The organism is Amycolatopsis sp. CA-126428 (assembly GCF_002904335.1).
Lineage (GTDB): Bacteria > Actinomycetota > Actinomycetes > Mycobacteriales > Pseudonocardiaceae > Amycolatopsis.
This window is the reverse complement of record NZ_PPHF01000021.1, coordinates 56,986-69,378: the sequence shown is the minus strand read 5'-3', so window position 1 is coordinate 69,378 and position 12,393 is coordinate 56,986. Positions and strand designations below refer to the sequence as shown.

The window sequence follows — 12,393 nt, the reverse complement described above, 5'->3', positions numbered from 1 at the left end:
CGCAGCGACCGGCCCATCGCCCGGCAGCCACCGCGGAAACGCCGCAAAGCTCAGCGCTCCGCGAGCAAAGCCTTCCGCGCGGCCTCGGCCACCGCGGGGCTGGTTCGCGGCCGGTCAGCGCTTCGCGAGCACAGCCTCCGCGGCCGGGCGGACACCACAAAAGGGCGAGGTCGCTACCCCTCAGCGCTCCGCGCGCACAGCCTTCCGCACCGCCTCGGCCACCGCGGGCGCGACAGCGCTGTCGAACACGCTCGGCACGATGAACGACGCGTTCAGCTTCCCGTTGTCCACCACGTCCGCGATCGCGTCGGCCGCGGCCAGGAGCATCGAGTCGTCGATGTTGTGGGCGTTCGCGTCCAGCAACCCGCGGAACACGCCCGGGAACGCCAGGACGTTGTTGATCTGGTTCGGGAAGTCGCTGCGGCCCGTGGCCACGACCGCCGCGTGCTTCTGGGCCTCCATCGGGTCGATCTCCGGGTCCGGGTTGGCCAGGGCGAAGACCACCGCGTCCTTGTTCATCGTCGCCACCTGCTCGGCGCCGAACAGGTTGGGGGCCGACACGCCGATGAACACGTCCGCGCCCGCCAACGCCTCGTGCAGGGTGCCGCTGACCTGCTGCTTGTTCGTGTGCGAGGCGATCCACGCCAGGTTGTCGTCGAGGTTGCCGCGGGCCGGGTGGACGATGCCGTCGATGTCCGCCGCGACGATGTCGCCCGGGTTCTTGTGCAGCAGCAGGCGGATGATCGCCGAGCCGGCCGCGCCGACGCCGCTGACCACGATCTTGCAGTCCTCGATGCTCTTGCCCACCACGCGCAGGGCGTTGCGCAGCGCCGCGACGACCACGATCGCGGTGCCGTGCTGGTCGTCGTGGAACACCGGGATGTCCAGCTGCTCGCGCAGGCGCTTCTCGATCTCGAAACACCGGGGTGCGGCGATGTCCTCGAGGTTGATGCCCGCGTACACCGGGGCCAGCGCCTTCGCGATCAGGATGATCTCTTCGGTGTCCTGGGTGTCCAGGCACACCGGCCACGCGTCGACGTCGGCGAACTTCTTGAACAGCGCCGCCTTGCCCTCCATCACCGGCAGCGCGGCGGCGGGGCCGATGTTGCCGAGGCCGAGCACCGCGGAGCCGTCGGTGAGCACCGCGACGGTGTTGCGCTTGATGGTCAGCCGGCGCGCGTCCTCGGGGTTGGCGGCGATCGCCTGGCAGACGCGGGCCACACCTGGGGTGTAGGCGCGGGAGAGGTCGTCACGGTTGCGGAGCGCGACCTTGGGGGTGACCTCGATCTTGCCGCCCAGGTGGATCAGGAACGTCCGGTCGGAGACCTTGCGGACCTTGACGCCGGGCAGCGAGTCGAGCGTCTGGGTGATGTCGTTCGCGTGGTTCTCCGACAGCGCGTTGGCGCTGATGTCGACCACGATCGAGTCGGAGTGTGACTCGACGACGTCGAACGCGGTCAGCACGCCACCGACGCGGCCGACGGCGGCGGTCAGGTCACCGGCCGCGGTGACCGAGGCCGGGGCCTCCACCCGGACGGTGATCGAATATCCGGGACCGGGAACCGGCATGGCACTACCCCCGTGTGGGAAAGCTGGGCTGGGACGGGAGGAAACCTACTCCCGTGACCGCCCTCACGAGGGGCCGATACCGGTACTGACCAGTAACTATGCGATCAGCGGTTGATCTCGGTTTCGGGGTGCACGTAGGGCACGGTGTCGAGGGGGAACGTGAGGTCGCCGAACGGCGAAAGCGCGCCCTGGCGGTCGGCCGCGAGCTCGGTCACGGGGTGTTCGCCGTCCTCGCCCGGCCAGGTCGGGTCGATGCCCTTGTGCTTCTTCTCACCCTTGGCCACAACGTCCTCCCACCACCGGTCTTCGGCTGACGCAGACAGTCTGCCTGAGCCCCCGCGGCCGGTCACAACCGCCCGGTATCCTGGTCGTCTATGCCCGCGACCTCCTTGGCGGACTGGCTGCGCGCGGAGTCCGACGACGCACTCGCAGAGCTGCTCCGCACGCGGCGCGACCTGTCGACGCCCCCGCCCTCCGACAGCACGGTGCTGGCCACCCGGGCCGGTACACCGGGCTCGGTCGCGCGCGCCTGCGAGGACCTCGACACCTTCACCCTGGCCGTGCTCGAAGCGTGCCTGCTCGCCGGGGCCGACCGCGACCCGGTGCCGGTCGAAGACGTCGCGAAGCTCATCGGCGCCGACATCGCCGAGCCGCTGGCCCGCCTGCGCGCGCGGGCGCTGACCTGGGGCTCGGACGACGCCCTGCGCGTGCCGCCCTCGGCTCGGGAGGCCCTGGGGCCGTTCCCCGCCGGGCTGGGCTCGTCCTCGCCGGCGCTGGCCGGTGAGGACCTCGGCGCGCGGCTCGCCGAGCTGCCCGACGACGAACGCGGCGTGCTGACCGCCCTCGCCGCGGGCCCGCCGATCGGCCGCACCCGGGACGCCGGGCTGGACCTCCCGCTCGAGAAGGCCGGGACGCCGGTGCAGAAGCTGCTCGCCCGCGACCTGCTGCTGCGGCGGGACGACCAGACCGTCGAGCTGCCGCGCGAACTCGGCATCGCGGTGCGCGGCGGGGCGTTCGCGCCCGGCACGCTCACCGAGCCCGAGCTGCCGGTCCACCCGCACCAGCCGTCCACTTTGGACGAAGCGGCGGCCGGTGAGGCGATGGAGTTCCTGCGCCACACCGAAGCTTTGCTGCGCGCGTGGTCGGCGGCCCCGCCGCCGGTGCTCAAGTCGGGCGGCCTCGGGGTCCGCGAGCTGAAGAAGCTCGCCAAGGACCTGGAGATCGACGACACCCAGGCGATCCTGCTCGCCGAGCTGGCCGTGGGCGCCGGGCTCGTCGCGGACAGCGAGGCGACCGTGCCCGAGTGGGTGCCGACGACGCTGACCGACACGTGGCTCGCGTCGCCGACCGCGCAGCGGTGGATGACGCTCGCCCAGGCGTGGCTGGAGCTACCGCGCCTGCCGGGGATGGCCGGCGGGCGCGACGTCAAGGACAAGCCGATCGCGCCGCTGTCGGAGGACCTCCGCCGCCCGCTGGCCTCGGTCGCCCGGCGGCGGATCCTCGCCGCGCTGGCCGACCTCCCCCGCGGCGCGGGCGTGAAGAGCGTCGACGAGCTCGTCGCGGTGCTGGCCTGGCGGGCCCCTCGCCGGGGTGGGCGGCTGCGGGACGAGACCGTCCGCTGGACGATGGCCGAAGCGAGCGCGCTGGGGATCGTCGGGCTCGGGGGTGTCACGACGGCGACGCGGGCGCTGCTCGCCGACGACCGGCCGGGCGCGGTCGAGGCGATCATGGACGCGCTGCCCGCGCCGGTGGACCGCGTGCTGCTGCAGGCCGACCTGACGGTCGTCGCGCCGGGGCCGCTGGAACCGGAGCTGGCGGCCGAAATCGCCGCCACCGCCGACGTCGAGTCGGCGGGACACGCGACGGTCTACCGGATCACCGAGGGCTCGGTGCGGCGCGCGCTGGACACCGGCCGCACGGCCGACGAGCTGCACGCGCTGTTCAAGTCGAAGTCGGCGACGCCGGTGCCGCAGGGGCTGAGCTACCTGATCGACGACGTCGCCCGGCGGCACGGCCGGCTGCGTGGCGGGGTCGCGGCGTCGTTCCTGCGGTGCGACGACGAAGCGCTGCTGGCCGAGGTGCTGGCCCACCCGGTCGCGGCGGAGCACGCACTGCGGCTCATCGCGCCGACGGTGGTGATCAGCCCGGACCCGCTGCACGAGGTCCTCACCGCGCTGCGCGGCGCCGGGTTCGCCCCGGCGGCGGAGGGCCCGGACGGCCGGGTCGTCGACATCCGGCCCGGCGGCCGCCGGCTGCCGGCGAAGGCGCGGGCGGCGCGCCGCGGCCCGGGTGAGCAGGCGGTGCTGACGGAGGACCAGGCGGCCCGGATCGTCTCCAACCTCCGCGCCGGCGACGCGGCTTCGGCCCGCCGTCGCGGCTCGTCGGTGCGGGCGCCGGTCGGCGGCGGCGCGGACACGTCGGCGACGCTGGAACTGCTGTCCCGGGCGACGCTGGAGCGCCGCGAGGTGTGGATCGGGTTCGTGGACTCCCGGGGCACGGCGAGCCAGCGGGTCGTCCGGCCGGTGCGCGTCGGCGGCGGCGTGCTCGAAGGCGAGAACAACGAGCGCTACTCGTTGCACCGCATCACGTCCGCGGCGCTGGTCGAGGACTGACGCCGGATCCGGTGAATTCCCGCCGGACTGCCTCGGGCCGGTGGTAAGCGTGGTGCATGAAGCGGGGAACACGCGTGACCGCGCTGGTCGCGGCAACGGTGCTGGGCGGAGCCGGAACCGCGGCGGCGGCCGTACCGCCCGGTCACTCCGAGTACACCGTCACCGGCACCACGCACATCGCGAAGCCGGACGCCGACCTCGAGCTCGGGCCGGGGAAGCTCGCCGTGGACATCGGGCGGGGCACCTTCGCCGGCACGTTCACGCTGCCGCCGGTCGAGGTCACCCGGCCGGTGCCGGGCGTGGGCCGGGTCGGCGGCACCGTCACGTTCGGCCCCGGCCACGCCGAGGGCTCGGTGTCCGGCGGCTTCTCCGGCTCGGCGTCTTGGCCGGTGAAGCTTTCCGACGTCCACGTCAACGGGGTGCCGTACGACGTCGGCGCGAAGTGCGGCACGGCCGAGCCGGTGACGACCGAATGGACCTCGGACGATTTCACCGTGGGCAAGGGCGGCCGTGTCGAATCGACCTACACGATCGGTGCCTTCGAGAACTGCGGTTCGGCGACGCCGCTGATCAACGGGTTCGTGCCGGGTGACGGCAACACCCTGACCCTCGACCTCACCCCGGCTTAGAGGGCGCGCAGGCCGGCCAGGACGCGTTCCATGAACTCGCGGGACGACCGGTCGCCGAGGATCAGCTCGGTCTGGTGGATCAGCACCAGGCCGATGTCGGCCATGTCGCCGACCAGCACCTTCACCACGCCCAGGGGCAGCCGCAGGTGCGCGGCGATCTCCGCCACGGACCGGGTGTCCAGGCACAGGTCGCAGATCCGGCGGTGCTCGACCGAGCGGACCCCGCGGTAGCGGCGGCCGTCGTCGGACGTCGAGACCAGCGCCTCCAGCGCCAGGTTGTGGTCCGACCGCGTGCGGCCGCCCGTGCGGGTGTACGGGCGGACCCGCGACCCCGGCGCAGCGACGGGCACCGGGCTCGCCACCCGGGCCGGCTCGTTCCAGGCCGGGTCCTCCCACGGTTCCGGGTGCGGGATCCAGCGGGTCTCCGGGTCCGGCGGGGGCGTCCAGTCGGCGGGCGGCGGCGGGGTCCACGCGGGCGGGGGCGCCGCCTGCCGCGACACGGGTGCGGGCGGGGCCGCCGGGTGCACGGGCCGGGCTACCGGGGCGGGTGGCCGCGGCGCGGGCGGGCGGGGTGCGGGCGGCCGCGGGGCGGCCGGGTGGACCGGCGGCCGCGGCGGAGCGGGCGAGCGGGCACCCCGCGGCGGGGTCCACGCCGGCTCCAGCGGCGGGGGTTCCGGCTCGGACCTGTCCCCGTCCTGCCACTCCGGCTCGACGGGGTCGTAGCCGTCCTCGTCCACCACCGGTGAGTGCGTGCTCTGGTAGCCCAAGGGGTCCGGACGGGAGTAGTCGCCGAACTCCGGCGAGTGCGTGCTCTGGTAGCCCAAGGGGTCCGGGCGGGAGTAGTCGCCGAACTCCGGCGAGTGCGGGCTCTGATAGCCCACGGGATCCGGACGGTAGTAGTCGCCGCCGGACTCCGAGTGCGGGCTCTGATAGCCCACGGGATCCGGACGGGAGTAGTCGTCGCCGGATTCCGGCGAACGGCGGCGGCGGCCCTGGTAGCCGCCGAACGCCGAGCGGGCGGTCTCGTCGCCGGAGGGTCCCGGGCGGGCGTAGTCGTCGCCGGGCTCCGGCGAGTGCTCACCCCGGTAACCGCCGCCGGTGTACTCGGCCGAGCGGCGGCCGGGGAGGGCCCTGGGTTCCGGGCGGACGTCATCGTCGGCGGTGTACTCCCGCGAACGTGCGCGCCTGGCCCGGCGGCCGGTCGGCTCGTCGTCGCCCGCGAAGTCCGGTGCGGGAGCCGCGTAATCCTCGTCGTCGTCGGCCGATGAGCCCCACTCGCGGGTGTCCTCGTCGGTGTAGCCCTGGGGGTCCGGCTGAGGGCGGGCCGGCTTGCGCTTGGGCATGATCATCGACAACGTCGACATGTCGAACTTGCTGGGCGAATCGAAGCCCTCGCGCTCGGTGCCGCGGTGCAGTGCGTCCCAGCCGCTGGAGTCCGGATCGTCGAATCCCGAAATCCTCATCTCGCCCTACCCACGCACGCCGCCCTGGAGCTGGGCGCGCAGCTCGGGGGTGATCTGCTGGCCGACCCGCTCGACGAGCAGGGTCATCTCGTAGGCGACCGTGCCGATGTCGCACGTCGGCGCGGCCAGCACCGCCAGCGAAGAACCGTCCGAAACGGACATCAAGAACAAGTAGCCGCGCTCCATCTCCACCACGGTCTGGTTGACACCGCCCGCCTCGAAGCAACGCGCGGCCCCCGCCGTCAGGCTGATCAACCCGGACGCCACCGCCGACAACTGCTCGGCACGTTCCTGGGGCAGCCCCTCCGACGGTGCCAGCAGCAACCCGTCCGCGGACACCAGAACGGCGTGCGCGGCACCGGGTACCCGGCGGACGAAGTCCGTGATGAGCCAGCCGAACGTGCCCTGGCCGGAAGCCGTCACTACTGCTCCTCCTTGCTCGTGCGGCGTCGCCCGCCGCACCCCGGAGCGCCCGGCACGGCCGGTCGGCGACGCCACGGTAAAGCGTATTCGCACCGCCGATGGTGTCGAGCCCGCCACCGGCCGGCCGCTGCGCACCCTACGTGTGCACCCGGCCGAGTTCCGCGGCAGCCCGGCTCGCCTCCCCCATCCGGGGGACACACCAGGGCGTCGTCCACGGCTCGCACCCGTGGGCTGTCCGCGCAGGTCAACCCGGGTGCGACCAGCCCACGCGGGCACCACCTCTGACGGCGCCACCGGACCGCCCCGCCCGGTTACTCCTCCGGACGGTGACAGCACTCCCCGAAGTGGGTGAAGCACGCGGAGTTCACTCCAACGGCCGCATCCGGATCGGGGCGTCATGGGCTATCCCGCGCGCAACGCCGAATCGTGCGCGATCGCGTGCTGGACGACCGAGATCAGCACCTGCTTCGCGGACTCGCGCTCCCGCGCGTCGCACGCCATGATCGGGACCGACGGCGCGATGGTGAGCGCGTGCCGGACGTCCTCGATCTGGTGGTGCAGCAGCCGGTCGAAGCAGTTGATGGCCACGACGTAGGGCAGCTTCCGGTTCTCGAAGAAGTCGATCGACGGGAACGCGTCGGCCAGCCGCCGCGTGTCGACCAGCACGACCGCGCCGATGGCACCGACCGCGAGGTCGTCCCACATGAACCAGAACCGGTGCTGACCCGGGGTACCGAACACGTACAGCACCAGGTCCGAGTCCAGCGAGATGCGCCCGAAGTCCATCGCCACGGTGGTGGTCGTCTTGTTCGGCGTGGCCGTGGTGTCGTCGTGGCCGACGCTCGCCTCGGTCATCATGGCCTCGGTGGTCAACGGGTCGATCTCCGAGATCGCCCCGACCATGGTCGTCTTCCCCGAACCGAACCCGCCGGCGACCACGATCTTGGCCGACGAGGTCGGACCCGTCACCTGCGGCGCGTTCGCGTCGGAGTCAAATTCTCCGAAGCCCACTGAGCACCCTTTCCATGAACTCGATACTCGGGCGGTCGCCCACGGTCGGGCTGCTGGAGTGCACCAGCACCAGCCCGAGGCCCGCCACGTCACCAATCAACACGCGCACCACGCCGAGCGGCAGGCGCAGCAGCGCCGCCACTTCGGCCACCGACCTGGTGTCGAGGCACAGGTCACAGATCGACCGGTGCTCGGGCACCCGGACCCGGTCGAGCATCCGGCCCTGTTCGCTGGTCGAAATCAACGCCTCGATGGCCAGGTCGAGCGTCGCCTTCGTCCGGCCCCGGGTCCGGAAGTACGGCCGGACCAGGCCCGAAGTCTCCATCTCCGTCGCCGGCGGCTCGTCGACGTACTCCTGGTGGGCCTGCCGCGGCAGCGCCGCGGCCAGCTCCCCGGAGTCCGGCCCCGACGAGAAGTCCCGCTCGGCGCTGTACGCGGCGAACTCGTGCGCGTCGTACAGCGGCCCGCTCGAACCGCCGAACAGCTCCGCGCCCGGACCGCCGAGGAGGCGGTCGCGGTACTCGGTACCCCCGGCGATCGGCCGGATCGGTTCCTGCCCGGCATTGCTGTCGGTCAGCCAGTTCGGCGGCTCCCGCACGGGGTCGCTGTCGGAGGCCTGCACCCGCCGCGCGCGCCACTCGCGGTCGACGCGGTCCCGGAACGACTGCCAGTCCTCCCGGCCGTCGTCCGATTGGTCGGACCACCCGCCGGAGAAGTCGTCACCGAGCCGCCCTTCACCCCTCAAGCGCCCGTCGTCCACGGCTCTCTCCTCGGTTCCCAGGTCCTCAGCGGCGAACTGCCGAACCCTGCAGTTGCGCCCGCATCTCCGGAGTCAGCTGCTGGCCGACCCGCTCCACCAGCAAGGTCATCTCGTAGACGACCAGGCCGATGTCACTTTCCGGCGATCCCAGCACCGCCAGACACGAACCGTCGGAAACCGACATGAGGAAGAGGAAACCGTTGGCCATCTCGACCACGGTCTGCGCCACCGTGCCGCCCTCGAACACCTTGGCCGCACCGCGCGCGAGGCTGGTCAGCCCCGACGCCACCGCGGCCAGCTGGTCCGCCCGGTCCTTCGGCAGACCTCGCGAGGCCGCCAGGAGCAGGCCGTCGGCCGACACCACGACCGCGTGGGCCGCGCCGGGCACCCGGTGCACGAAATCCGTGATCAGCCAAGCGAAGCTGCCGGCATTGTTCGCCTTGGCATGCGCCTGGCCGTTCGGCTGCGCGGAGCCACCCGGCTGCATTGCACCCGCCCGTGTCACTTTCACTCCTCACTGCTGTCTGTGGTGTTGCCACGCCCCGGAACCCTGCTGCCTTGCAGCTGTTCTTCGGCCGGAAGTTCCTTCAAGGCGTGCCGTCCCGAGGTGTAGCCCCGTTGGAAGCTTGCCATCCGGCTCCGCGCCGCGGACGCCGAGCGGGTGATCGCACCCGTTCCGGGCATGCCCGCGGTGTTGTCCGCGAAGCTGTTCTGCGGCGGGGCGTCGGCCGAAGGACTGTTGATCGACCCCGGCACCAGGTAGGCGTTCGGGACGCGTTTCGGCAGCCCGGCCGGGGTGATCTCCTCGTTCTTGGACTCGAGCAGCGACTGCGCCGCCTGCCAGCCGTCGTCGGAGGCGCTGTGCCAGCCGTCGTCGGCCGGGAGGAGTGGGTGCCGGGTCGCCGCGGTCGGCTGGAGCTCGTCACGGGACGGCTCAGCGTGGGACGGCTCGGCGTGGACGTGCGCAGCGGGCGCCGGCGGCGCGAGCGGCTCGTCGGTACCGGTGAGCGGCGGCAGGTTGGGGTCTTCGCCCTCGCTCTGCGCCGGCACCGGGTCGGCTGCCGCGTCGTCACCTTCACTGAACCAGCGTGACAGCACCGACTGGTAGATCGGCAACCGCCGGGTGGGTACATCGTCCTCGAGCGCCGACGAACCGACCTCGTGCACGGGCGGTGGCGGCGGGGGCGGCTCCTCCGGCGGCACGAACTTCGGCTCGCGCTTGGGCAGGACCAGCGGCGCGAACTGCGTGTCCGCGGCCCGCGAGCTCGCCCCGTCGCCGTTCGACGAAGGTGCCAGTGGCGCCAGGTCCTCGGCCGTCGGCCAGGCCGGCGTCTCGGGCTTCGGCAGGTCCGGCGACAGGAACGGGCCCGCCGCACGGCCGCCGCTGACCAGGTCGTCCAGGCTGATCGGCTGGTCGAGCGGCACCAGGCCGCCCTGGTTCGGCACCGGCTCGTGCACCGGGGGCGGTGGCGGTGGTGCCGACGGCGGCGGTGGGGTCTGCGCGAACGACTGCGTCTGGTCGAAGTCCGAGCGCGCGGCCGGGATCGGGATGCTCGGCATCGACATCGACGTCTCGGAGCGGTTCGCCGGCGGCGGGGTCTGCCGCTGCATGCCCGGGCGGAGCTGGGTCAGCAGCTCGGCCGGGACGACGACCCGGGCGATCACGCCACCCTCGATGTCCTCGTTCTCGCGCAGCCGGACCTCGATGCCGTGGCGCTTGGCCAGCCGCGAAACCACGTACAGACCCATTCGCCGGGTCACCGACACGTCCAGGTCCGGCGGGTCGGCCAGGCGCGCGTTGACCTCGGCCAGCCGCTCCTCGCTCATGCCGACGCCGTGGTCGGTGACCTGGATGGCCAGCGCCTTGCGCCGGGTCACCACGGCCCGCACGATGACCTTCGTCTCCGGCTCGGAGAAGTAGGTCGCGTTGTCGAGCAGCTCGGCGAGGACGTGCACGAGGTCGTGGATCGCCAGGCCCTGGACCGCGACGTCGGGCACGATGCCGACCTCGATCCGGGCGTACTGCTCGATCTCCGACACCGCGGCGCCGATGACGTCGGCGGCGGGCACCGGCTTGGGCACCGACTTGGCCAGGCCGGCGCCGGAGAGCACCAGCAGGGACTCACCGTTGCGCCGCAGCCGCGTCGCGAGGTGGTCGAGCTCGAACAGGCTGGCCAAGTGGTCCGGGTCCTGCTCGTCGGCCTCGAGGCGGTCGATGACGCCGAGCTGGCGTTCCACCAGCCGCTGCGACCGCCGGGAGAGGTTCACGAAGATGCCGTTGACGTTCTCCCGCAGGAGGGCCTGCTCGGCGGCCATCTTGACGGCCTGTTCGTGGACGATGTCGAACGACCGCGCGACCTCGCCGATCTCGTCGCGGGTGTTGACGGGCACCGGCTGGACGGCTCGCTTCGAGGCGCCGACGGGATCCGGGTCGTCCAGGATCCCCTGCACGGTCTCGGGCAGCCGGGTGTAGGCGATGTCCAGCGCGCTCTTCCGCAGCACCCGCAGCGGGCGCAGCATCAGGCGGGCGACGAGGAGCATCAGCGCGACCGCGAGCGCCAGGGCCGCGAGGACCACGGCACCGCCGACCCACGCCGAGTTGACCTTCTGCGTGGCGAGGTCGTCGGCGCGCGTCTTGAGCTGGGCGAGCAGGTTCGACTCGACCGCGTGCAGCTTGTCGGCCGACACGGTGCTGTCCTTGCTGAGCGCCGTGGTGTCGATGTTCGGCGGGTCACCCAGCTGGGCGAAGGAGAACGCCGAGGTCTGGATCCGGCGCCGGTCGTCGACCTCCGGGCCGGAGTACGTGTCGTTGTAGAGCTGGCGCTGGTCGTCGTCCGCGTTCGCGAGGAAGGACGCGACGGAGGCGTCCGCGCTGGACGCCGACGCGCGCGTCTGGTCCAGCAGGTCGCCGGGGAAGTTGCCGCGGAACGCGGCGATCTGCAGCTCGGCGTCGGAGCGGGTGGTGAACTCCTTCGCCTCGCTGACCGCCTGCGTGCTCGTGCCCAGGCGCAGCACGTCCCGGTCGGTGACCGCGGTGGTCACCTCGCGGCCGAGCTCGATGAGCGAGTCGATGACGCCCGAGTAGGCGGTGAGCACCGTGATGTCGGGCAGGCTGTTCGAGGTGTTGAACGCCGCCCGCAGCGGGCGCAGGGCGTCGAGGCGCTGGAGACCGCGGGTGTAGCGGTCCTTGGTCGCCTGGTCGTCGTAGTTGAGGGTGCCGGCCGCGCCGCGCAGGTCCTGGACCTCGCGGTCCACCTTGGCGATCTGCGAGTCGAGCCCGGTCTGCAGCAGCTGGTTCTGCGAAGCGATCCGCGCCACGGACAGCGAGCGTTCGTTCTGCAGCTCGTGCACCACTGTGGTGACCTTGACGGCGAACGCCACCTGGTCGGCGGTGCGCTGGAACTCGGCCGCCTCGCGGGCGTCGTCGATCACGCGCACCGCACCCAGTGCGAGCGCGGTGAGGGTCGGGATGATCAGGACCGCGGCCAGCTTGGACCGCAGCCGCCAGTCACGCATGCCGGCGAACAGCCCGGCCTTCCGGCCCGGATCCGCTCCGGGCGACTGCGCAGGGGCCCCTCCCACCCCTGCGGCGTCTTCGTTCGGCACCGCCGCTCCACCATCATCGTTCGTGCTCGGGAAACCCTGGTCGGTCCAGCGCCCGCCAGGGCGCATCGCGTTCTCCTCAGCCACTCGTCTGCACGCTCCCGGCGTTCCGGCGCTCCGGCCCATCGGTAGGAGCCCAGCGCAAGACGCTACCCGTACGGGTGAAAAGATCGTCTCCAGTATCGGTACTGGGGGTTCCTGAACCCCGTCCAGCCGGACGGAATCGGTTCAGCTCGAGCATCACGGTCGGTCCCTGCGCTGGTCCTGCATCGGTCTGTTGGTCGGCCTAACCCACCGGCGCGGCGGTTGTGCCCGGCCAGGCA

Annotated in this window: 10 protein-coding genes; 2 read left to right on the top strand and 8 right to left on the bottom strand. The window is 72.5% G+C overall.

Annotated elements, in window-relative coordinates:
* Positions 1-180 precede the first annotated feature (180 nt).
* Positions 181-1,569 carry an NAD-dependent malic enzyme gene (locus C2L58_RS05700; protein WP_103336428.1) on the bottom strand — a complete coding sequence of 463 codons (1,389 nt, stop codon included), beginning with the start codon at positions 1,567-1,569 and terminating at the stop codon, positions 181-183.
* Between the two features lie 104 nt (positions 1,570-1,673).
* Entirely contained in the window at positions 1,674-1,853 is a 180-nt protein-coding gene (locus C2L58_RS05695) for a hypothetical protein (protein WP_103336426.1), read from the bottom strand.
* Positions 1,854-1,943: 90 nt separating this feature from the next.
* Here C2L58_RS05695 and C2L58_RS05690 point away from each other — a divergent pair, with 90 nt between their 5' ends.
* A complete protein-coding gene (locus C2L58_RS05690; protein ID WP_103336424.1) occupies positions 1,944-4,181 on the top strand; it encodes a helicase-associated domain-containing protein in 2,238 nt (745 codons plus the stop codon).
* Positions 4,182-4,237: 56 nt separating this feature from the next.
* Entirely contained in the window at positions 4,238-4,810 is a 573-nt protein-coding gene (locus C2L58_RS05685) for a hypothetical protein (RefSeq protein WP_233225567.1), read from the top strand.
* Here C2L58_RS05685 and C2L58_RS51445 read toward each other — a convergent pair.
* The 6 genes from C2L58_RS51445 to C2L58_RS05655 form a co-directional block, all read right to left on the bottom strand.
* The gene (locus C2L58_RS51445) at positions 4,807-6,273 is read right to left on the bottom strand and encodes a DUF742 domain-containing protein (RefSeq protein ID WP_103336420.1); all 1,467 of its coding nucleotides are present in this window, start codon (positions 6,271-6,273) and stop codon (positions 4,807-4,809) included. The genes C2L58_RS05685 and C2L58_RS51445 overlap by 4 nt on opposite strands.
* Positions 6,274-6,279: 6 nt before the next feature.
* Positions 6,280-6,696, bottom strand: coding sequence for a roadblock/LC7 domain-containing protein (locus tag C2L58_RS05675; RefSeq protein ID WP_003085368.1), 417 nt, complete (start codon positions 6,694-6,696; stop codon positions 6,280-6,282).
* A 402-nt stretch (positions 6,697-7,098) separates the two neighbouring features.
* Entirely contained in the window at positions 7,099-7,707 is a 609-nt protein-coding gene (locus tag C2L58_RS05670; RefSeq protein ID WP_013230254.1) for a GTP-binding protein, read from the bottom strand.
* A complete protein-coding gene (locus tag C2L58_RS05665; protein ID WP_103336418.1) occupies positions 7,688-8,467 on the bottom strand; it encodes a DUF742 domain-containing protein in 780 nt (259 codons plus the stop codon). The genes C2L58_RS05670 and C2L58_RS05665 overlap by 20 nt, the downstream gene beginning before the upstream one ends.
* 25 nt (positions 8,468-8,492) lie before the next feature.
* On the bottom strand, positions 8,493-8,954 hold the full coding sequence (locus C2L58_RS05660) for a roadblock/LC7 domain-containing protein (protein ID WP_013230256.1): 462 nt from the start codon (positions 8,952-8,954) through the stop codon (positions 8,493-8,495).
* 20 nt (positions 8,955-8,974) lie between these two features.
* On the bottom strand, positions 8,975-12,139 hold the full coding sequence (locus C2L58_RS05655; RefSeq protein ID WP_103336416.1) for a sensor histidine kinase: 3,165 nt from the start codon (positions 12,137-12,139) through the stop codon (positions 8,975-8,977).
* Positions 12,140-12,393: the final 254 nt, after the last annotated feature.